Raw genomic sequence first — 20,736 nt, 5'->3', positions numbered from 1 at the left:
AATTAAACACGAATACTCTTTTGCATTTTTTATTTGATTTCCAATCTCCTTTGACACATGGGCGCTTCACGATATGCCTCAACTAAGCCGGACCTTTTAATCCGGTCTTTTTTTACCTCTTTATAGGCTAATTTCACTTCAACAATCTCTTCAAAAGGACTTACTGAGAGTTTCACCGTTTCTTGATCTTTCCAGTGGGCATGAATCGGCATGTGATTGGCAAAAGGGAAAGATTGAGGAAATCCATTGCGAAAAAACGGATGTTCATGTGATTTTCTTACCCCAGGTTCATTTAAGCATACATATAAGCTGAGGTTATCACAGAATTTTAGAATTTCTAGATGATCCATCAGCTTCTTCTCTTTGTCTGGATCTCCCGCAATGCCAAGCTCTACATACAGCTGTTGTTGCCTTTTGTTTTCTTTGTTCCAAAAAACAACACCAGCAGGGGCGCTGCCACCTTGAAGAAACGACGCATAATGTAAGCTACATAAAAGACCTGCATAGCTATTCTGTTCAGCTACTTCAGAAATTCCCTTTGTGTACAAGGAAATTTTAGAATCAATCGGATAATCGACGAAAGAGAAGGGCCGATTTTTTTCATTGTTCCATTTAGGTTGTGCATCTACATTCAACCAACCACAATCATGCTCAAACACGGCAAGTTCCACATCCTGTTTTCTCTCGATCCCGGGAAAGTACTCCTCTTTCCAATTTCGTGCGAACTCCCCTGACACCTGTGCATGATCATGTTGGGTCACCATCAGATAGCTTTGTTGTTGCTCAACGATAATCATCTTTTATAATTCCTTCCTATTTCAGTTAATTAATCATACTCTTTTAGGATTATTATCATTCTTCCTATAAAATACGATAATTCTCATTAAAAGACCTCATACTAATAGTATTTCCCGTGGTATCTTAAAAAGGCAAGCTACATGGTTTTTTTGAAGAGGAGGAATTAGTTAAATGGCTGGGATTAAATATGAAATCATTGAATCAATTGGGGTTATTTCTGAAGGAGCAAAAGGGTGGAAAAAGGAAGTAAATCTAATCAGTTGGAACGAACGGGCTCCCAAGTATGATATCCGCGATTGGGATGAATCTCATGAAAAAATGGGCAAAGGGATTACACTTTCCAAGGAAGAAATGCGTGAGCTAAAAGACCTTCTCAATGGAATGAGCTTATAAATACAAATAAGTTACAGCCTTTAAACTATGTTCAGAGTTTGAGGGCTTTTTTTACAGGGAAGCACAAAAGTATAGAATAGAAATATATTGAACATTTCTATAAAACGATACATAATGTATATATGAGCATATATTCATATTTTAAAAAGGGGGAGTTAGTTGTGGGACACGGGCACTCTCATGGACATGATCATGGGCACGGACACCATCATCATACAAATAATAAAAAAGCTTTATTCTGGGCATTTGTATTAATCGCAACATATATGGTCGTTGAATTCATCGGTGGGTTAATGACCAATAGCTTAGCGTTACTATCGGATGCTGGCCACATGTTAAGTGATGCAGCCGCACTTGGGCTAAGTTTATTTGCTATAAAACTAGGGGAGAAGGATGCAACCGCGAATAAGACCTATGGCTATAAGCGGTTTGAAATTATTGCAGCTTCTATTAATGGAGCGACCTTAATCTTAATTTCGCTTTACATTTTCTATGAAGCTTTTCAACGATTCATGAATCCTCCAGAAGTACAGAGCTTGGGGATGCTAACCATCGCGATCATTGGTTTACTTGTCAATATATTAGCTGCTTGGCTTTTGATGGGTGGCGATAAGGAAGATAATTTAAATGTAAGAAGTGCGTTTCTTCACGTGCTAGGGGATATGCTTGGCTCAGTTGGTGCGATTGCAGCGGCCTTGCTAATATACTTTTTTGGTTGGGGGATTGCCGATCCAATTGCAAGTGTTGTTGTTGCTGCCCTCATCCTCCTAAGCGGTTGGAGGGTGACAAAGGAATCTATCCATGTCTTAATGGAAGGAACTCCAGGACATTTAAAAGTAGATGAGATAAAGTCTGCATTATTGGCTATTTCTGAAGTTCGTTCGGTCCATGATTTACACCTTTGGTCGATTACCTCAGGAGTCCCGATGCTTAGTTGCCACCTGTCGATTTCAGAAAATGGTGGTCATGACGACGTGCTCCATCACGCCCAAGACATCCTTCATGATCAATTTGGCATCGACCATAGTACCATTCAAGTGGAGTCAGAGGAAGTGGGCTGCCCTAGCAAGCATGGGACTTGTAATTAATGATGATTCGCATGGTCAATGCTCTGCTTTAAAATACTTTTGACATGTTCGTCATCACAACTATAGAAGACAGTTGTCCCTTCTTTTCTAAATTTGACCAAGCGGAGGTTCTTTAAAAACCTCAACTGGTGTGAAACAGTCGATTGTAGCAGGGACAAACGTTCAACAATTTCGTTTACCGAATGTTCTCCTTGAAACAAGAGATGGAGAATTCTTAATCGAGTTGGGTCAGATAGAGCTTTAAAGGTTTGCGAAACAATAAATAAGGTTTCCTCGTCCATCACTTGGTAATCTTTCTTATTCAAAACCATCAGCCTCCTTTCCTAAGATTATATCTCTCTTCGGCATAAATAAAAATCGTGAGAACCTCATTCTCACGATTTTTTTATTGGTTTTTTATTGTTGAGGAAAACCTTGGTGGAAAAACTTTAGTGGAAAAACATTGGAAGGTGCCAGGCACCTTCCAATGTTTTTCCATATCATTTCATCTTGCGCCTTCTTGTGGATTTTTTTGTTGGAGGTAGCGTTTGTCATGCATAAACAAGCTCCAAAAGTAAATGAATCCCGGGAAGAGGATGGCGAAGCCGACGATATAAGTAATGAATACAGCTCTAAAGGAATTTGGATCCGTAAAAGCCGAATCAATCGTGACACTTGGATAAACGATATAAGGTAAGTGTGCTTTTCCATAAACATAACTTGCAATTAAATATTGAACTGTTACCGCAATAACAGCCAGTCTAGGCATCCCCCGAACCCCTTTTTCAAAAAACGAAGGTGCAAATAAGCCAACTCCTCCTAGCAAGAAAAACACGACTGAAACCCATAACAGGGGAAGGTCTTCCATCATTTTGTTGTATAACCATAACGCTTCACGTTGAAGGGTCAACATAATACAAAAAGCCATAATCAAGGAAATAGGTCCAGCAATCTTTGCATCCCGGAGGTAGACCTTGTAAGCTTCCATTTCATTCGAAACCTTCGAATAATCCGCTAATAATAAAGAAGAAAGGAAAAGAGTGCTGCTAATGCCAAAGACGATAAACGTATAAACATTAGGACTAGTGAATACCTGCTGTAAATCCAATTGTGCGTTCCCAGTTTCATAATTAAGATATTCTCCATGTGTAATAGGGAGTACGCTAATCAGTAAGCCGGGTATGATAATCCCAGTCACTCCAGAAATATAGGTCAGAGGTTTTCGATACTCTGATGCAATATTTGAAAAGACCAGAAAGGCACTTCTTAATGCTAACAACAGCAAAATCATGCTCCCAGGAATGAGTAAAATGGTTCCAAGTGTATAAGCAGCGGTCGGGAATAGGCTGTAGACCGCGACCACTAATGCGACAATAAAGGTATTCGTTACTTCCCATGTCGGTGATAGGTAGCGGTTGGCGATATTCGTAGCCTTTGTTTTTTCACGGTTGATGTAAATCATCGACCAAAACCCAGCGCCAAAATCCATTGTTGCCATTACAGCATATATAAACACAAATCCCCAAAGTACGGTAATTGCAATCAGTGCATCCGTCATCTGCTAGTCCCCCTATGAATTTGTACTGAATAACGGAACATTCTTTTTCTCAGCCCGATCGATGTCGTCCATGACCGTATTTTTTCTAAAGAAATATAGTAAAACCAAAACAACAGCAGTACCTAGGATGACATACACCCCTGCAAATAAAATAAAGAGGATGCCTAAGTCGGTGGCTGTCGTTGCCGCCTGGGCGGTGGATAAAAAGCGGTAAATCACCCAAGGCTGTCGACCAGAACAAGCTAAAATCCAACCACTTTCAATCGCTATAATCGCCAATGGTCCAGATGTGACAAGGATCCAAAGGAACCATTTCGGAAAACGGTCTTTTTTCAAAAACTTCTTCCAAGCGAGACCAGCTATCGCAATGAAAATCAAAAGTGAGCCAATCAATACCATTGCATTAAATAATGTATGGACAAACAAAGGCGGCCACCATTCCTCGGGAAAATCATTCAACCCAACAACCACGGTGTCGAAGCTGTTTCCGGCTAGAAAGCTTAAGGCCCAAGGAATTTCAATTCCCCATTTTACTGTCTCGGTTTCGCGGTCCGTAAATCCACCGATCGCAAGCGGGGCATGTGACTGGGTTTCAAATAAACCTTCCGCAGCTGCTAGTTTTTCAGGTTGATATTGATGCAAATATTGAGCAGCGGTATGACCATTGGTCGCTGTCAAGAACGACGCAATCCCGCCGACCACAAGACTAATCATTAACGCTTTTTGGTGAAAATGGTATATTCGTGAGCCGTATTCATTCCTTAGCATTTTAAAAGCGGCAACAGACGCAACGATAAACGCTCCTGTAACATAAGCAGACAAAGCTACATGAGTGGCAGTCACGAAAAAGCTTGGGTTGAAGAAGGCAGCCCAAGGATCAATATCGACAAATTGTCCATTCTCGTACCGAAAACCTGCAGGTGTTCCCTGAAACGCATGGACATTTGTTATTAAAACTGCAGAGGCCAGTGCCCCCAGTGCGACCAATATCAAGCTGGCAATTCTCATCCATGGGGCAATTCGTTCTGCCGCATAAACATAAATGGACATAAATAAAGCCTCAACAAAAAAAGCATAAATTTCAATTTGAAACGGTAGCGGCATCACTCGACCAATTACTTCCATAAATCCCGGCCAAAGCAAGGATAACTGTACCCCGGCAATAGTCCCGGTCGGAATTCCAACACCTAGTAAAACAGCAAAGGCTTTTGTCCATCGCTTTGCCATGACCACATATTCTAAGTCCTTTGTTTTCTGATACATCAGTTCAGCAATTAAAATCATCAATGGCAGCCCAACGCCAATCGTGGCAAAAATGATATGAAAGGCCATCGTTGTACCAAATAGTGAGCGAGCAATAAGCAAATCATCCATAATCGTTACGTCCTTTCGGCAAACTTTTCCTTTCATATAATTTCCGGTGATGGTAGGAATATGTGTATTTCTTTTTTTATCAATCTAAAAAATGATTTAGGACCAGTTCTTTCTAAATAAAATGAAAAGGGGCCAAGCCAAATGGCTTGCCCCTCATGGATCAATATTAGGTTTTGAAAAACTCGGAACCAATGTGACCTATATGGTTAAATAGGGTTCCGCAACGAAAATTCTATAATCTTTTGAGCAATTTCGGCTCCTTTCTCTTCTTGAAGAAAATGGCCGGCTCTTTCAATGATCACCTCAGGTTCTTTGGCCGCGGAAGGAATGATTTTTCTGAAGAACCGGTCGCCACCCTTAGTAATAGGGTCAGAATCGGAAAATGCCACGAGTGCTGGTTTCTCCCAGTTCATAAGAACTTCCTTTGATTTTCTCATTTGGGCTGCACCTGGGTCGTCGATGTTGATCGGAACAAGGAGTGGCCAAACCTGTGCACCAGCTTTATATTCTTCTGTTGGAAATGGAGCCTCATACGCCGCAATAATATCCTCAGCAAGTTGATTTCCAGGGGCAGCACTACGCTGAATAATTTTCCCAATGGGCAGGTCCGTTGTCCGCTCCGCATACTTTCGCCAAGTTAAAAATCCTTTCGTTGGCGCAGTTTCGCCAGTAGGGAGCCCAGTATTCATGATCACCAATCTCGAAAATCGATCGGGTAGATCAGCAAGCACTCCCAGTCCAATCAGGCCACCCCAATCTTGAACGACTAGAGTTATCCGCTCAAGGTCTAAAGATTCAATGAAAACTTTAAGTGTATTCATATGCATGTCAAATGAATACTCGTTTTGTTCGGTGTATTTGTCTGAACGACCAAAGCCGATAAAATCAGGGGCAATCACCCTGAAACGCTCAGATAGGGGAGGGATCATATGACGATATAAATAAGACCAAGTGGGCTCACCATGCAAGCAAAGGATTACCTCGCCATCTCCTTCGTCAACATAATGGACTCGTGCATCATTTACGTTTAGATATTTTGGTTTAAAAGGGTATCCTGGTAGATTGGCAAAACGCTCTTCAGGGGTCCGAATAATGGGCATGTTTTTTCCCTCCAAATATAATAAAATGCTTAACTAGTCCTATTATTCTCTCTGTATTTTTCGTTCCCCTTCTTTTTTAAAATTGAAAAACGACATCTATGCTAATTTTATTTGTTTGGCCCTAGAATGTTAATTTTGCTGAGCGGCGTCATTTAAGGATCTTAAGGGAAAACAAGTTGATTATAATGGTAAAATTCCAATAGTAAGGCCCGTATAGTAATATACGGTTCTCTCACGTTTCTCTCCGACGTGTTTTGCTTAATACTTGAACTTCGTTTCTAGCTTGGATTCAACTTCTATCTGCCCAGGTTCTATAGGGGTTGTAACTCCAGCAACTAAACCTGTTTCAGCCATAGCTTGATAGGGAATCGGTGGAGGGGTTGTTGTTTGTTCTAAAATTTCTACGGGTATTGGATCTAGGGAAACATTCATCACCTTCGCAAGGGTTTGAGCCTTCAAAACTGAATTCTCTAATGCCAGTTTTAACGCTTGTTGATAATAGGCATCTAAGTTTTTAACCGTAAATCGAATGGATGATATCCGATTCGCGCCATTTTGAACTGCTGTATCAATCAATAACCCTACTTGATTGATGTTTTCACTTTTCACCATTAGCATATGGGTCACCTGGTACCCTCGAAATTGCTGTTCCCCGTCCACATAATCATACTGAGGATAAATCTGATAATCGACGGTTTGAATCTGATCCTGGGGGATCCCTAATCTGACTAAACTTTGGATTACCTGTTGAATTCTCTGTGAATTCTCTTGTTGAGCAGCGTTTACCTCATTGTTCCGAACTTCCACACCTAATTGAACCTCTGCTATACTCGGCTTTACCGTAAGCCTACTATTCCCATAAACTGTTATCCTTCGATTTTCATCATTATTTGTATTCCGCGCAGGAGGATAATACATCAAATTGCCTCCATTCAAATAGATTTCCATACCATATATTTATAGGTTTTTAGTAAGATAATACCATTTATTGAAATCCCCCCCTAGGTGCCAGGCACCATCCAGAAATTGGGTGGTATTTGTAGGGTTCTGTCGATGGGGTGAAGGATTCTCTAGGGATTGTTAGGAATTGTAAGGATATTAGAAGTGAAGAAGCCTAAGGGGAGTATTTGCTACATTATTCTGAATATAGCGTAAATATCGAAGTTTATCATTCTTGTAATCTTTGTAATAATTAATTAATGACAAAGGGGGAGTGCACTTTGAAAAAAGGCTTTTTATTTTCAATTATGTTAGGTTTTGCTGTTCTACTTATGGCAGCATGTGGGGGTAGTGAAGAAACTTCAGGCGATACTTCGGAAGGGGCTTCGAATGATTCGGAAGAGAAGCAAGTTTATACGGTTGCAACAGATAGTAACTTTGTTCCGTTTGAATTCCAAAATCCTGATACCGGTGAAATGGAAGGGTTTGATATTGAATTAATTCAAGCTCTTGCGGATGAATCTGGGGTTGAAATTGAATTTGAAACCTTGGAGTTTAGTGGACTAATTGCAGGTATGGAGACAGGCCGTTTTGAAATTGGAATTGCCGGAATTACGATTACCGATGAACGGAAGGAAAAGATTGATTTCTCCGATCCATACTATGATGCGGGTCTTATAACCGTGGTAGAGACAGACAATGAAGAAATTACCAAAATGGATGACCTTTCTGGAAAGAAAGTGGCAACAAGAACAGGATCTACGAGCTATGATTATTTAGTAGAAAATTATCCAGATGCGGAAGTCACTCCTTTTGAAGGAATTGTTGAAGCATATATGGAGCTACGCAGTGGTCGAATTGACGCGGTTGTCTATGATTCTCCGAATGCATTATATTACGCCAATGAAAAGTCAGAAGGTAGCTTGAAAACAGTCGGTGACATTGTTGAGGCACAGCAATATGGAATTGCTTTTAAACAAGGCTCTGAGCTTGTCGGACCATTCAATGAGGCACTTGCTAAATTCAAAGAAGATGGTACGTATGATGACATTTACGAGAAGTGGTTTGGGGAGCGCCCATTCGGCACAGAGAAATAAGAACCTCTGATTAAAAAAAGTGTAGCAAGTTTTGGCTTGTTACACTTTTTTTAGACTGAGGACAATCAATTACAATTAGAGGGGCGAGAACGTGGAAGCATTTTTAAATTCAGATTATATTAAACCGATGCCATACCTCCTAGAGGGATTGGTATTTACCCTACTTATCACCTTTGCTGGTTTATTCTTCGGTTTTATCATTGGAGCATTTACCGGCCTAGGTCGTTTATCTAAAAATAAATTCATTTACGGACTTTCCTCTGTGTATGTAGAAGTGATTCGAGGGACGCCGTTACTTGCTCAGATTCTTTTTATTTATTTTGGACTGTCGCAATTAATGGATTTGAATATGCATAAGCTTGTTGCAGCAATTTTAGCCATCGCGCTCAATGCTGGTGCCTACATCGCAGAAATTGTCCGCGGAGCGGTCCATTCGATTGATAAAGGTCAAATGGAAGCGGGAAGATCAATTGGCTTAACGAAAAATCAAACGATGCGTTATATTATCTGGCCGCAAGCGTTTAAGCGGATGATTCCTCCACTAGGAAATCAATTTGTGATTAGCTTAAAAGATACTTCGCTCTTTTCAGCCATCGCGGTTGGCGAAATGGTTTATAAGGCCAAAACCTATTATGCGACTACCTTTACTCCTTTTGAGACGTTGACAATGGTTTGTGTGCTTTATCTACTCATCACCATTCCAACATCTATTTACCTAAGAAGGGTTGAAAGGAGACTGGACGTCTAATGATACAAGTACAAGATTTGCATAAATCATTTGGAAAACTAGAAGTATTAAAAGGAATCGATGCAAACATCAATGAACAAGAAGTGGTTTGTGTAATTGGGCCTTCGGGATCGGGGAAAAGTACGTTTTTACGTTGTTTAAATTTATTAGAAGAAGTGACAAGCGGTGAGGTCCTCGTCGATGGGGAAAATTTAACGGACCCTAAAATTGATATTAACTCGATTCGCTCACGTGTAGGGATGGTGTTTCAGCACTTCAACCTGTTTCCTCATATGACCGTTCTTCATAATATTACACTTGGTCCAATGAAAATCAAGAACATGAGTCAAAGCGAAGCTGAAGCAGTCGCATTGCCTTTATTGGAAAAGGTCGGCTTGTCTGATAAAGCGGGTGTCTATCCAGATAGCCTATCTGGGGGACAAAAGCAGCGGGTTGCCATTGCGAGGGCATTAGCGATGGAGCCGAAGGTGATGCTATTCGATGAACCAACCTCTGCCCTTGATCCTGAACTAGTCGGAGATGTTCTTCAAGTCATGAAAGACTTAGCAGAAGAAGGAATGACCATGGTTGTGGTTACACATGAAATGGGCTTTGCAAAGGAAGTATGCGACCGGGTTCTTTTTATGGACGAAGGCATTATTATGGAAGAAGGTTCACCCAAACAAATCTTTGATGACCCGCAGAATGAACGAACACAGGCATTTTTGAGTAAGGTTTTATAAAAGCTAGATAGAATGCAAGAGTATGACTGCTTTCAACCAGTCATGCTCTTTTTTTATCCTTTTCTTGACAAAGTTTTGTCTATATATATGGAGAATAAGCAACAATTACCAGCTTCTTATTTCCTCGGAAAATGTTTCTATTATAATTTTTCTTGGAGGGAGACTGCTTATGAAAACAAAACAATATTATTATCGACAACTTAAACGAAGACCGCTGGTATTTGTAAGGCATGGGGTGAAAATCGCATTTTTTCTCTTCACCCTGTTCATTGGCTTGGAATTTTATCAGTTTTATCTCCATTTTTCCTCAGCAACGCCGATGCCCTATGTGGAGCGTCCTGGCGCGGTGGAAGCATTTTTACCTGTAAGTGCAATGATGGGCTTTAGAGTTTGGGTTGCGACAGGGGAGTTTGATGCAATTCACCCGGCTGGGCTTGTGTTATTCACCTTTTTTGTTGGCTCAGGCTTCCTTTTTCGTCGCTCGTTCTGTAGTTGGATTTGTCCGGTGGGAACAGGCAGTGAGTGGGTTGGAATGCTGGGGAAAAAGATGTTTAAAAGAGAGTTCAATCTACCCAAATGGATTGGTTGGAATCTTCTGCCGATCAAATACATATTATTAGGTTTCTTTATTTTTATGGTCATAAATATGCCAATTGATGCGGTAATCGGTTTTCTAATGTCCCCTTATAATCTCATATCAGATGTTAAAATGCTTCAATATTTCTTGGAAATCAGTGCAACGACTATAAAGGTGCTTGGTGTCATCTTTATCCTATCCTTATTTTTTAAAAATTTCTGGTGTCGCTTTCTTTGCCCGTATGGAGCGTTAATCGGATTAGGTTCCATGCTCGGAATGACCAAGATTAAACGAAATGTCGATACATGCAGTAACTGCAATCAATGCACACGTGCTTGTCCGCAAGGAATTAGTATCACTGAAAAGAAGACAGTGATGACACCTGAATGTACGGCATGTATGCAATGTGTCGAAGCCTGCCCAGTGAAAGAGACATTAACGATGCAAGTCGGACCTACAAAGGTCAATAAATGGGTGGTTCCATTCGGATTCCTCGCCTTGTTCGCGATTGTTGTATTAGCTGCAAAGGCAACAGGACATTGGGACACCGTCTTAACCTACGAACATTTTAAAGAATTAATCCCGTGGGCGGATTATATTAATTAACCCGCAATATGATCGATTGTGTAACCTTCATAGATTCAAATGACGAATCACTTTTTCTTTGTACGATATACAAATAAGATAAGAAAGTCCAAGAAAACTCGGAGCTTTAAAAATAGTTCGGGGTTTTCTTTTTGGCTCTTTTCATAACCTTTCGGGGGAAAATGTACAAAATAAGTAGGCGGGACAAATAAGGTGCTTGGAACATGAAGAACCCCCTCTGAATAGAAGGGGGGAAGTGATAGAAATGGAGGTATATTCTATCCTTTATTAAACAGCTGACTTAAATTTTCTGCTTTTACATTGGCAAAAATATTGATCACAAACAAGAGTACGCTTAGAACTAGAATGTTTGGGAAAACCATTAAAAGAAACATCAATGAAGTATTGCCTAACAGCACAAAACATAACCCTAACATAAATAATGGCAACGAAATGTTATAAAGCCAAAAATGAAGCTTAGCCAAAACCGTTTCCCCAGCTTTAGGAAATAAAACATAAATGACGCCGAAAATCGCCATCGAAGCCCATCCCACCAAATTAATATGGGCGTGCGCTCCAGACAATCTGTGGTCTTGGATGATTTCCATCGTTAGTCCCATCCCTACTCCCACTAAAAAATATAGAGCAGCTAATTTTAGAAAACGAATTCCTAAGGTCATAAGATGCCTCCTTTCATTTTTTGACATTTATATTGTATAAGTTTTATTAGGTAGGTAGAACTTTATATTCATAATTTTATAAAAATAGATTAGGTGATTAGACCTATATAATGTTTTCGTTTTGTTATTGAAAAGCTGAATAGGCTTTCATGTTATAATTTTTGAATGAGAAGTTCATTTGCAAGGTTACTTCGCAATGGAAAAGGGATGCTAAAAATGGATAAGATGAAACGAATAAGAGTGGGGAAAATAAGAGCCACTACGAATCGTTATCGGAAAGAAGAAATCAAAAAATATATCGAGCTTTATCAGTTGGACCTTAAGGATGTTAAGCATCGCTATGAGATGTTAAATTGTATGGGTGAGTCAATCTTTCTTCAATCTTTTACGCCAAAAGATCCTATTGGAAATGTCGTCGTTATCCATGGGTATTTAGATCATGCCGGCTCCATGAGCAACTTAATTAATGATCTAACACGGAATCGGTACAAAGTGATTACCTATGATTTGCAAGGGCATGGGTTGTCGAGTGGGAAGAGAGCAGAAATTAATCGTTTTAACGATTATGTTGCGGTATTTAATGAGGTGTATACAAAATTGAGAAGGCGAACTTCTTTACCAGTTCACATCGTTGCGCATAGTACCGGCGGGGCGATTGTCATGGATTATATGTTAAGGTTTCATACAGATTTTCAAAAAGTGATTTTCGTTGCTCCCTTAGTTCGCTCTCATGCATGGAATCTATCCAGATTAGGTTTTTTTCTAATTAAACCGTTTTTGAAGGAGCCAAAACGGCTATTTAAAAGGAATTCATCAAATCACGACTATTTGAAATTTGTAAAAACAGATCCTCTTCAACATCACAAGGTGCCTCTTGCTTGGTATGAAGCCTTAATAGCATGGAATAAGGAGCTGAAAATCTATCCAACATCTAACAAAAAAGTAACCGTGATTCAAGGAGACAAAGATCGAACAGTAGATTGGAAATATAATCTCGGTTTTATCCAAAGAAAATTTCCTAATGCCAGAGTCCAAATCATCCACGGAGGCGACCACCAACTCCTCAATGAGCACCAGCCCATCCTACAAGAAACCTTAAAATGCATCTACAAAGAGTTAAACGGAGACTGATTCCAAAAATCTGGATGGTGCCAGGCACCATCCAGATTTTTGGAAACTTACTCTTTTTCTTTCTTTTTATCGGGAAGGACATAAAAGGTTGCTGAGATGTTTGATAGGGGGGTGCCGTCTTTTGTCATCACATCGCAATCGATAAATAGAATGGTTTTTCCCTTTTTTCTGAAGCGTGCTTCTGCGACAATGATGCCTTCCTGAACGGATTTTAAATATTGTGTTTTAAGTTCTAGAGCAACAAACGGTTCATCCAGGTATCGGAAGCAAAGATGCCCCATGCAAGTATCTGCCAAGAAGGTGATAAATCCACCATGAATGAATTTTAAAGGCCCAAGTAGGATTTCGTTCATCGGTACTTCAATTCTACATATTTCTTGTTCATCATCGTACAAAAAGTTAAAGTCAAATAGTTTGAACAAAAACAGCTCTTCTGGCTTCAATTGATGTTGTTCTGCAGCGTGCTCGGTTCGGGTAACTAATTGTTTGATTTCATCTGCATTCAAAAACTATCGCCTCCAACTGGAATTTAATAATTCAGAAAAGTTAAACACCCCTTAATTGTACAAAAGCATAGCCAAACATTCAAAGAATTTTATAAATTCATATAGCTTCTATACAGCTTCATCACTATCGTTTAAAATCAGGATAATAGGGCTTTTCTGGAAATCCCTAGGGTATTGTGTGGAGAAAAGTAAAGGATGAAATAAGAATGGTAGGTGCCCTCCAATGATAGAAACATGTTATGTACCACTATTTAATTCAGATAGGAAAATTCGTATCTATCTACCTAAAAACTATGAAGATTCAACGAAAAAGTTTCCTGTCCTATATATGCATGATGGGCAGAATGTTTTTGACTGTAAGGAATCGATTGGAGGTGTATCCTTAGAACTTCATGAATATTTAGATCAAGAACAGATCGAACTGATCGTCGTTGCCATTGATCTAAACCCCGAGGGTGAAGAACGATTGAATGAGTATTGTCCTTGGAAAAATGGTAAATTTAGTGAGAGATTGCTAGGTTACCCTAGTTCAAGCGGTGGAAAAGGGGAGCAATATGTAGAGTTTATTGTCAACGAGTTGAAACCAATCATCGACAACCGTTATAAAACAATTTCCACTGCCAACTATATAGCTGGTATTTCATTAGGTGGACTCATCTCACTGTATGCAGCTTGTCGTTACCCCGAAATCTTCACACGAGTCGCTGCTTTTTCTTCGGCCTACTTTCGGAATCAAGAGGAACTCGAAAGCCTCTTAAAAACGGCAGACCTCTCCTTATTAGAGAAGGTTTATTTAGATTGTGGGACGAACGAATCTACTAAAAGTGAGGAAATCAGTCAGTTATTCTTAGCATCGAATCAGGCGGTTTTTGAAATCGTGAAAGACAAGGTAGTAAACACGGAATTTCATCAACTTGAAGGAGCAGAGCATAATTATGATACATTTAAAAAACGCGTCCCGGAAGCAATTGCTTCGCTGATAAGCGGTTGAAGAAACGAAGTCAAAAATCAGCATAAGAAAGGAGCATTCTCGAATGAATGCTCCATTTTTTATAGCAAACTGCAAATTTAATCGATCAGTTTAACCTCAACCCACTTGCGAACACTATTAATAAACCATATCTTCGTACTCTTCTGTAAGTCGGTAACGGTTAGAACCTTCTCCCGGATTCTCCCTGTTTGAATGAGCCTCTCTCGATAGGTCCCTGCTAATAATCCGCTCGTTACCGGGGGTGTCCACAAACCTTTGTCTATTTCTAATACCACATTTCCATTTGTAAATTCGGTTAGTTCACCCGCTTCGTTCCAAAGTAGCACATCAAATATTTTGGTAGGCTTCTTTGCTTGGAAATGAGAGTAAACGTCTCTATTGGTTGTTTTATGATATAAAAAGGGATGATTCGAATCTACGGGTTCCTCTGCAAGACTGACCTCCAGCGGCGTTTCAAAAGGTGAAATAGTTTGGCCATTGATCTCGATGTCTCCATTTTTATTTAATAAAAGCCGCACTTTTAATCTCTCGCTGTCATTCGAACTTGCCAACAGTTGTAGTCTCCTGGTGATTTCCTGCTGATTAAATGGAAAGCCAAAATACTCAGCCGTATTTTTTAAGCGGGTAAGATGCTCCTCAAACAAGAAATACTGGCCCTCATCTAATAGTAGGCTTTCTAAAAGGTTAAAATCAGGTCTATTTTCCTCGAGAATGTTTGCCTTAGCAATCACCTCATGATATTCTCCTTCAATGGTTGAATCCCACGTGATGCCACCACCGACTCCATAAATCGCGTTTCCGGACTTTTGTTCAATCACGACTGTTCGAATTGGAACATTAAAAACGGCTTCTTTATTAGGAGTGATGAAACCAATTGCTCCACAATAGACTCCTCTTGGGGTTGTCTCTAAATCAGCAATAATGTCCATCGTCTTGATTTTTGGAGCGCCCGTAATGGATCCGCAGGGAAAAAGGGCCTTGAAAATATCCAAAAGCTCGGTATTTTCCGCTACTTCTGCTGTGATGGTTGAAGTCATTTGATGGACGGTTGGATAGTGTTCGATTTCAAACAACTGTGACACGTTGACGGAGCCAGTTTCTGCAATCATGCCTAGGTCATTACGAAGGAGGTCGACAATCATCACGTTTTCGGCACGGTTTTTTTCGGAATGATAGAGCCAGCTTGCGTTTTCTTTGTCTTCTGCAAGTGTTCTTCCTCTTTTAACTGTTCCTTTCATTGGCCGTGTCGTAATGTGCCCTTTTTCCAATCGGAAAAACAATTCAGGTGAGGCGGATAAGATACTATGCTCACCGGTATGAAGATAGGCACAATAATTGCTAGCCTGTGCTCTTTTTAGTTTTTCATAATAGGCGATTTCATCTCCGTGAAAATGGGAGTTTAATCGAATCGTATAATTGGTTTGATAGGTATTGCCTTGTTCAATACAGTGTTTGATCGACTGAATCGCTGAACGGTACTCATCCATGTCTACCGATGGTTTCCACTCTGAGAAATGATAGGGTCCGGAACTTGAGATTGGAGAGGTGCAAGGTTCTTTGAATATACCAAACCAAAGGAGCGGCAATTCGCCACCACTTCTGACTTTAAAAGATGGATCGAACGCAGGTGCACTTTCATAAGATAAAAATCCAGCTGCATAAAACCCATTGTTCACTTCATTTTGAACCTTCTCTAGCATTGGCAACACATCTTCGATTGAATAGGCAATGATGACTTTTTCTGGGTTTTTGAATGTATAGGGCTGAATTGTTCCATCTGAATTAGCAAACTCAAATGAAAGCAAGGGTTCTTTTAAGTTCATTTTCTTTATCCTCATTCTGCTTTGTATGTGACCTTTTTATAAAAAAATTACTTAACATCTCTAGCCCTTTTTCGGTAAGGATTGCTTCTGGGTGGAATTGGACGCCTGCTACTGGAAAATCCTTATGTTGAATCGCCATGATTTCACCGTCTTCACTTCGAGCAGAAACTTCCAAGGAAGGTGGGAGGGAAGATTCTTCGACGATTAGTGAATGATATCTTGCTACTTGTAGTGGACTAGAAAGTTGGTGAAAAACTCCTGTTTGATTATGGTTGATCATCGAAACCTTTCCGTGCATAGGTTGTGCTGCTTTTTGTATCGTAGCTCCAAATGCTTGTGCGATGATTTGTTGTCCAAGGCACACCCCTAAGATCGGAATGTCTTGATAAAAAGTCTTAACTATATCTAAACAAATGCCCGCTCCATCCGGATTCCCAGGCCCGGGAGAAATCAGGATAGATGCTGGTTGCAATTCTCTTATGTCTGCTAGTGACAATTGATCATTTCGAATAACGACGACATCGGCGCCGAGTTTTTTTAGGTATTGTACTAGGTTAAAGGTGAAAGAGTCATAGTTGTCGATTACTAATATCACTTTTAAGATTTCTCCAATCCGTTGTTTGCTTTTCTCACTATCCTTCTATTATAAATACGCAAAGATTCTATGTGAAGTTTAATATTAGATATTCCATTACCAATTGGTTCATTTGATTTACAACCCATATGAGTAATTAATCGGTAATTTATATGAAATTGTAAAATTTAGGCCATGTTTTCGGAAAAGATAAGAGTAGAATATAGGATGGGTATTGTAATCGTAAAAATATTAGCTGGTTGTTAGTATGTTGAAAGGAGCAAAGTTTGGCCAATGATGGGTGCTAGTTCGGAAAGTATAATAAGAAAGTGCAGATGAATGTGAAAGTCATCACAAACAAACTGCAAAAAAATTTTAAAAAAGAGGCGCATGATTAGTGGCTTATCGAAATCAGGAAAAAAACATAGAAAAAATTGTCGAGACGGGTGTTAGTAAGACGATGTACCCGTTGCTTAAAATCATGATTCTAGGATTCCAAGCAGGTGCATTTATTGCATTAGGGTATTTACTTTCGATAAGGGTAACTGCTGTCCTACCAGAACATTTAGAAGGAATCAGCAGTTTAGTAGGGGCATCGGTTTTCCCAATCGGTTTGATTCTCACCTTGCTAGTAGGTGGGGAACTTTTAACAGGAAATATGATGGCCGTTCCGTTTGCACGATTAGCAAAAAAGGTTCCGATTGGGAAAGTCTTTTCAAACTGGATATTAGTGATGATCAGTAACTTTATGGGGGCGATCTTTATCGCTTACTTCTTCGGCCATATCGTTGGTCTAACAGAAACGGCCCCGTTTTTAGCTGAAACGGTCTATATAGCCGAGCATAAACTAGAAGCATCCTTTTTACAGGCGTTTATCTCTGGTATTGGATGCAATTGGCTGGTAGCAGCAGCGGTTTGGCTTTGCTATTCATCCGATGAGTTAGTAGGGAAGATCGTTGGCATTTGGTTCCCGACGATGGCTTTCGTTGCGCTTGGGTTTCAACATGTGGTTGCGAATATGTTTGTGATTCCCGCTGCAATATTTGCTGGACACTTTAGTTGGTTGGAATACTTAGGTAACTTTGTCCCCGTTCTTCTTGGAAATGCCGTCGGTGGCTCCGTATTCATCGCAGGAGCTTATTGGCATGCTTTTGTGAAAAATGATTTTCATTTTACAAAGAAAAAACAAAAGGCACGGCCTGTAGCTAAAGTTTGAACAGAATGTAAGTAATTGTTTCGCTTATCTAATACGTCACCATTTCCGCACCTGCCTCATATTTTGTAAAGATGTTTATCTTGGGAGGCGAAAGAATGGAAGAATCATATAGGGAGTCTTTGGTGGAATGGTGCAAGGAAATTGAAGCAACTTGGGAAACGACAAGAGAACAGCTAAAAGCAAGAATGGACGAATCAACACTAAAGCAATGGGATGACAAACTTAGTTCTTTTAAAAGTGAAGTCGAACTTGAAAACGAAATTGATGACGAGGGACTTTACGATAGAGCCAATCGCTTATACGTAGCTCTACAGGATTTACTTAGTGGAGACGAGGGTCTAGGACAACGAAAAAGTACGTTAGATTTGCAACCTGTACCAATAGGTGAACATCGATTGCCGCCTCTACCATATTCCTATAATGCTTTGGAGCCCGTTATCTCTATGGAAATAATGAAGCTACATCACAGCAAACATCATCAGGGGTATGTGGATGGTTTAAATAAGGCCGAAAAAGAAATGAAGAAGGCTCGTGAAAAAGGGGATTTCAGTCTCATCAAGCATTGGGAAAGGGAAGCGGCCTTTCACGGATCAGGACATTACCTACACACGATATTTTGGAGTATTATGAGTCCAGATGGGGGTGGAAAGCCTTCAGGGGCATTAGCAGAGTCCATTGACAGCACATTTGGAAGCTTCAACAAATTTAAAAAACATTTTACTGAAGCGGCAAAAAATGTTGAAGCCGTAGGGTGGGCGCTTCTTGTCTGGTCACCACGCTCTCAACGATTGGAGATTCTAACCGCTGAAAAGCATCAAAATCTAACACAGTGGGACACCATTCCGTTGCTCGTGTTGGATGTTTGGGAGCATGCTTACTATCTTCAATATAAAAATGAACGAGCGAAGTATGTGGAAAATTGGTGGAACGTTGTAAATTGGAAGGAAGTTCAGCATCGGTTCAAGAAAGCACAGAATCTGATTTGGCAACCATTTTAAAACTCTAATCATTTGATGATATAAGGAAAGGACCTAAAGGCTTAGCTGAGCTTTTGGGTCTTTTTTTGTAGGCTTTTCTCAAACCATTGATGCTTTTTAAAATAGAATCGACTGAATTAAACTTTGTTATATGCCAAAATGATTATTATTTTTTGCGAAAAGAGCTTCTATGCAAAAGCAGGTCCTGACATAGGTGTCCGAATTGTTCAGTATCATTCGTTGAACGATTGTTGATTATGGAGAATTCAAAACTTGGCAATCATGGTAAGGTAATCTTATTTTTTTCGAATTTCATCGTTTTTATCGTTTAGATTGAACAATCATTATTATGGAGGGGATTGTATTGGCTTTCTTTCGAACAATAGGAAAAGGCGTTGGCATGGTAACGGGAGCAGTCGTTGGTGGCGGCGTAAAGCTGGCTGGTAAAGCCCTCAAGTCTGATTTGGTTGAGGGGGTCGGCAGTGGAATCACAAAAGGATCTCCTAAAGCCCTAGATACTGCCGGAAGGCTCCTTGATGGAATAGTGAAAGGTACCTTCGGGGGTTCTAAAAATCAAGAAACTAAGCAAACGGAAATAAACGATTTAAAGGGTTCAGCCGGCACTGCGCTCGAGGGACTAGAGACTTCTGTTACATACACCGTTAAAAGTGCAGGCTTCACCTATGATGGGGGAAAAACAAATCATACCCGAAGTTCGACCCAAAAGGGCAATAAGATGGGGAACTTTGCTGCGGTTGGTGTGATGTCTGTCGGATTGGTAGATTTTATTGATGGAGTGAATTCGGTTACAGATAAAGAAGGGAATACTAGAAATGGGGAACAAGCTGGGAATAGCCATTCCAAATCACAAGTTCCGTTTGTTGAAAAAACAATTGAACTACCAATCGGGGAAGTGACGGGAACATTCCCGGTGTTTGATGTTGGATATCAAGTGAGTTTACCTTCAAATTTGTATCTTCAACCAGACTCTGTGCATTTTTCTTACGCAAATGTGGATTTGCTTGATGCCCTCCAGTCTAACCCCGACCTTATTCATGAGCTAGGATTAGATCATCAGGATATCGCACAGCTCAAACTAGGGAATAATCCGGGTGGCTACACATGGCATCACCATGAGGAACCAGGCGTGCTCCAGCTCGTTGATGAGGACTTTCATCAGCATACTGGACATACTGGCGGCCGGGAGCTATGGGGTGGCGGCTTCGAGAATCGTTAAGCGTGTATACATGGCTCTTTTCGTAAGGATTGTTGTTAAATCCCTAAAGCCGAATTTAACGCAAGATAAGCTATTTTGTACGGTATGTAAGTTTGAAAGCTCTTTTCTCAAAAAATAATAGCCATTTTGACGTGTAACAAAGTTTAATTCATTCTATTTTTTTTCAAAAAGCAACAAAGTTTGAGAAAAGAGCCTTATACATAAATGACCTGCTTTAAAGCAAAATAAACATATGTTCGGGAGGTGTTATGATGGAGTCGAAGGATTTTAATCAAATTTATTCAGAATACAAACAACAGGGAGAAGCACAGGCACGAATTGAGACGGGAGAACCTTTAAATTCCGACAAGGAACAGATTGTCGCTGTTCGAAAAAATGAGGATGGAGATATCATTGCGTTTAAAACCGAAACTGGCAGAGAGTTGGATTACCTCACAGCACTTGACGAAGCAAAAGCTGGCATGCTCGCTCATGTGGATGTTTTCCATAAGTACGGAAGAGACATCATTCGCAGCGAACCAGACGGAGTAAAAGAAAATAACCTCGACCAGCTCCCAACTTTTTAAAGAGGTAAAAAAAGGTAGGTGCCAGGCACCATCCAGAATATTGGTAAAACAAAAAAGCCTTTAGAGCTACTGAATCG

General features: G+C 40.1%; 22 protein-coding genes. 12 read left to right on the top strand and 10 right to left on the bottom strand.

Annotation, left to right across the window (positions count from 1 at the left end):
• Positions 1–29 precede the first annotated feature (29 nt).
• Positions 30–797, bottom strand: a complete 768-nt coding sequence (locus tag BMX30_RS18815; protein WP_090749208.1) for a DUF3891 family protein — start codon at positions 795–797, stop codon at positions 30–32.
• A gap of 172 nt (positions 798–969) precedes the next feature.
• Here BMX30_RS18815 and BMX30_RS18810 point away from each other — a divergent pair, with 172 nt between their 5' ends.
• Together BMX30_RS18810 and BMX30_RS18805 are read left to right on the top strand one after the other, a co-directional pair.
• Positions 970–1,191 carry a YdbC family protein gene (locus BMX30_RS18810; protein WP_090749206.1) on the top strand — a complete coding sequence of 74 codons (222 nt, stop codon included), beginning with the start codon at positions 970–972 and terminating at the stop codon, positions 1,189–1,191.
• 161 nt (positions 1,192–1,352) lie between these two features.
• Positions 1,353–2,279: a cation diffusion facilitator family transporter gene (locus BMX30_RS18805; protein WP_244532658.1), complete on the top strand. Its 927-nt coding sequence runs from the start codon at positions 1,353–1,355 to the stop codon at positions 2,277–2,279.
• Here BMX30_RS18805 and BMX30_RS18800 read toward each other — a convergent pair.
• From BMX30_RS18800 to BMX30_RS18780, 5 genes are all read right to left on the bottom strand, one after another.
• The gene (locus BMX30_RS18800; RefSeq protein WP_425283781.1) at positions 2,276–2,560 is read right to left on the bottom strand and encodes an ArsR/SmtB family transcription factor; all 285 of its coding nucleotides are present in this window, start codon (positions 2,558–2,560) and stop codon (positions 2,276–2,278) included. The two genes, BMX30_RS18805 and BMX30_RS18800, sit on opposite strands and share 4 nt — an antisense overlap.
• Positions 2,561–2,763: 203 nt before the next feature.
• A complete protein-coding gene (locus BMX30_RS18795; protein ID WP_090749200.1) occupies positions 2,764–3,816 on the bottom strand; it encodes a cytochrome d ubiquinol oxidase subunit II in 1,053 nt (350 codons plus the stop codon).
• A gap of 12 nt (positions 3,817–3,828) precedes the next feature.
• Positions 3,829–5,190, bottom strand: a complete 1,362-nt coding sequence (locus BMX30_RS18790; protein WP_090749198.1) for a cytochrome ubiquinol oxidase subunit I — start codon at positions 5,188–5,190, stop codon at positions 3,829–3,831.
• A gap of 206 nt (positions 5,191–5,396) precedes the next feature.
• A complete protein-coding gene (locus BMX30_RS18785) occupies positions 5,397–6,290 on the bottom strand; it encodes a haloalkane dehalogenase (RefSeq protein WP_090749196.1) in 894 nt (297 codons plus the stop codon).
• Between the two features lie 258 nt (positions 6,291–6,548).
• On the bottom strand, positions 6,549–7,208 hold the full coding sequence (locus BMX30_RS18780) for an SIMPL domain-containing protein (RefSeq protein WP_170843939.1): 660 nt from the start codon (positions 7,206–7,208) through the stop codon (positions 6,549–6,551).
• 281 nt (positions 7,209–7,489) lie between these two features.
• Here BMX30_RS18780 and BMX30_RS18775 point away from each other — a divergent pair, with 281 nt between their 5' ends.
• The 4 genes from BMX30_RS18775 to BMX30_RS18760 all read left to right on the top strand — a co-directional run bounded on the left by BMX30_RS18775 (position 7,490) and on the right by BMX30_RS18760 (position 10,979).
• Complete coding sequence (locus tag BMX30_RS18775; RefSeq protein ID WP_425283780.1) at positions 7,490–8,326, top strand: transporter substrate-binding domain-containing protein; 837 nt, start codon at positions 7,490–7,492, stop codon at positions 8,324–8,326.
• A 127-nt stretch (positions 8,327–8,453) separates the two neighbouring features.
• Positions 8,454–9,074, top strand: coding sequence for an amino acid ABC transporter permease (locus BMX30_RS18770; RefSeq protein ID WP_090749310.1), 621 nt, complete (start codon positions 8,454–8,456; stop codon positions 9,072–9,074).
• Positions 9,074–9,796: an amino acid ABC transporter ATP-binding protein gene (locus tag BMX30_RS18765; RefSeq protein ID WP_090749190.1), complete on the top strand. Its 723-nt coding sequence runs from the start codon at positions 9,074–9,076 to the stop codon at positions 9,794–9,796. The genes BMX30_RS18770 and BMX30_RS18765 overlap by 1 nt, the downstream gene beginning before the upstream one ends.
• A gap of 169 nt (positions 9,797–9,965) precedes the next feature.
• Entirely contained in the window at positions 9,966–10,979 is a 1,014-nt protein-coding gene (locus tag BMX30_RS18760) for a 4Fe-4S binding protein (protein WP_090749188.1), read from the top strand.
• 257 nt (positions 10,980–11,236) lie between these two features.
• On the opposite strand, the gene BMX30_RS18755 is transcribed toward BMX30_RS18760, so the two are convergent.
• Positions 11,237–11,638, bottom strand: coding sequence for a cytochrome-c oxidase (locus BMX30_RS18755; protein WP_090749186.1), 402 nt, complete (start codon positions 11,636–11,638; stop codon positions 11,237–11,239).
• A 216-nt stretch (positions 11,639–11,854) separates the two neighbouring features.
• On the opposite strand from BMX30_RS18755, the gene BMX30_RS18750 reads away from it, so the two are divergent.
• Positions 11,855–12,769 carry an alpha/beta hydrolase gene (locus BMX30_RS18750; RefSeq protein WP_170843938.1) on the top strand — a complete coding sequence of 305 codons (915 nt, stop codon included), beginning with the start codon at positions 11,855–11,857 and terminating at the stop codon, positions 12,767–12,769.
• 47 nt (positions 12,770–12,816) lie between these two features.
• On the opposite strand, the gene BMX30_RS18745 is transcribed toward BMX30_RS18750, so the two are convergent.
• The gene (locus tag BMX30_RS18745) at positions 12,817–13,275 is read right to left on the bottom strand and encodes a PaaI family thioesterase (RefSeq protein WP_090749182.1); all 459 of its coding nucleotides are present in this window, start codon (positions 13,273–13,275) and stop codon (positions 12,817–12,819) included.
• A gap of 223 nt (positions 13,276–13,498) precedes the next feature.
• Between BMX30_RS18745 and BMX30_RS18740 the strand changes: the two genes are divergently transcribed.
• Entirely contained in the window at positions 13,499–14,266 is a 768-nt protein-coding gene (locus BMX30_RS18740) for an alpha/beta hydrolase (protein ID WP_090749180.1), read from the top strand.
• 77 nt (positions 14,267–14,343) lie between these two features.
• Here BMX30_RS18740 and pabB read toward each other — a convergent pair whose 3' ends face one another.
• Complete coding sequence (pabB, locus tag BMX30_RS18735) at positions 14,344–16,089, bottom strand: aminodeoxychorismate synthase component I (RefSeq protein WP_090749178.1); 1,746 nt, start codon at positions 16,087–16,089, stop codon at positions 14,344–14,346.
• Positions 16,058–16,684, bottom strand: coding sequence for an anthranilate synthase component II (locus BMX30_RS18730; RefSeq protein ID WP_090749176.1), 627 nt, complete (start codon positions 16,682–16,684; stop codon positions 16,058–16,060). The genes pabB and BMX30_RS18730 overlap by 32 nt, the downstream gene beginning before the upstream one ends.
• A 376-nt stretch (positions 16,685–17,060) precedes the next feature.
• Between BMX30_RS18730 and BMX30_RS18725 the strand changes: the two genes are divergently transcribed.
• The 4 genes from BMX30_RS18725 to BMX30_RS18710 all read left to right on the top strand — a co-directional run bounded on the left by BMX30_RS18725 (position 17,061) and on the right by BMX30_RS18710 (position 20,659).
• Positions 17,061–17,879, top strand: a complete 819-nt coding sequence (locus BMX30_RS18725) for a formate/nitrite transporter family protein (protein ID WP_244532657.1) — start codon at positions 17,061–17,063, stop codon at positions 17,877–17,879.
• A gap of 95 nt (positions 17,880–17,974) precedes the next feature.
• On the top strand, positions 17,975–18,877 hold the full coding sequence (locus BMX30_RS18720; RefSeq protein ID WP_090749173.1) for a superoxide dismutase: 903 nt from the start codon (positions 17,975–17,977) through the stop codon (positions 18,875–18,877).
• Between the two features lie 343 nt (positions 18,878–19,220).
• Positions 19,221–20,093, top strand: coding sequence for an HNH endonuclease (locus BMX30_RS18715; protein WP_170843937.1), 873 nt, complete (start codon positions 19,221–19,223; stop codon positions 20,091–20,093).
• Between the two features lie 251 nt (positions 20,094–20,344).
• Entirely contained in the window at positions 20,345–20,659 is a 315-nt protein-coding gene (locus BMX30_RS18710; RefSeq protein ID WP_090749168.1) for a DUF3892 domain-containing protein, read from the top strand.
• Positions 20,660–20,736 lie beyond the last annotated feature (77 nt).

The organism is Mesobacillus persicus (assembly GCF_900109925.1).
GTDB lineage: Bacteria > Bacillota > Bacilli > Bacillales > Cytobacillaceae > Mesobacillus_B > Mesobacillus_B persicus.
Note: the sequence above shows the minus strand (reverse complement) of the source record. Positions and strands in the feature narration are given on the sequence as shown.

What these genes read in the sequence shown, in the direction of transcription:
- BMX30_RS18810 (WP_090749206.1), top strand. Translation starts at nt 970, where the DNA reads ATGGCTGGGATTAAATATGAAATCATTGAATCAATTGGGGTTATTTCT.
- BMX30_RS18800 (WP_425283781.1), bottom strand. Translation starts at nt 2,560, where the DNA reads ATGGACGAGGAAACCTTATTTATTGTTTCGCAAACCTTTAAAGCTCTA.
- BMX30_RS18790 (WP_090749198.1), bottom strand. Translation starts at nt 5,190, where the DNA reads ATGGATGATTTGCTTATTGCTCGCTCACTATTTGGTACAACGATGGCC.
- BMX30_RS18770 (WP_090749310.1), top strand. Translation starts at nt 8,454, where the DNA reads ATGCCATACCTCCTAGAGGGATTGGTATTTACCCTACTTATCACCTTT.
- BMX30_RS18815 (WP_090749208.1), bottom strand. Translation starts at nt 797, where the DNA reads ATGATTATCGTTGAGCAACAACAAAGCTATCTGATGGTGACCCAACAT.
- BMX30_RS18740 (WP_090749180.1), top strand. Translation starts at nt 13,499, where the DNA reads ATGATAGAAACATGTTATGTACCACTATTTAATTCAGATAGGAAAATT.
- BMX30_RS18775 (WP_425283780.1), top strand. Translation starts at nt 7,490, where the DNA reads ATGACAAAGGGGGAGTGCACTTTGAAAAAAGGCTTTTTATTTTCAATT.
- BMX30_RS18720 (WP_090749173.1), top strand. Translation starts at nt 17,975, where the DNA reads ATGGAAGAATCATATAGGGAGTCTTTGGTGGAATGGTGCAAGGAAATT.
- BMX30_RS18795 (WP_090749200.1), bottom strand. Translation starts at nt 3,816, where the DNA reads ATGACGGATGCACTGATTGCAATTACCGTACTTTGGGGATTTGTGTTT.
- pabB (WP_090749178.1), bottom strand. Translation starts at nt 16,089, where the DNA reads ATGAACTTAAAAGAACCCTTGCTTTCATTTGAGTTTGCTAATTCAGAT.
- BMX30_RS18765 (WP_090749190.1), top strand. Translation starts at nt 9,074, where the DNA reads ATGATACAAGTACAAGATTTGCATAAATCATTTGGAAAACTAGAAGTA.
- BMX30_RS18760 (WP_090749188.1), top strand. Translation starts at nt 9,966, where the DNA reads ATGAAAACAAAACAATATTATTATCGACAACTTAAACGAAGACCGCTG.
- BMX30_RS18710 (WP_090749168.1), top strand. Translation starts at nt 20,345, where the DNA reads ATGGAGTCGAAGGATTTTAATCAAATTTATTCAGAATACAAACAACAG.
- BMX30_RS18785 (WP_090749196.1), bottom strand. Translation starts at nt 6,290, where the DNA reads ATGCCCATTATTCGGACCCCTGAAGAGCGTTTTGCCAATCTACCAGGA.
- BMX30_RS18780 (WP_170843939.1), bottom strand. Translation starts at nt 7,208, where the DNA reads ATGTATTATCCTCCTGCGCGGAATACAAATAATGATGAAAATCGAAGG.
- BMX30_RS18755 (WP_090749186.1), bottom strand. Translation starts at nt 11,638, where the DNA reads ATGACCTTAGGAATTCGTTTTCTAAAATTAGCTGCTCTATATTTTTTA.
- BMX30_RS18750 (WP_170843938.1), top strand. Translation starts at nt 11,855, where the DNA reads ATGGATAAGATGAAACGAATAAGAGTGGGGAAAATAAGAGCCACTACG.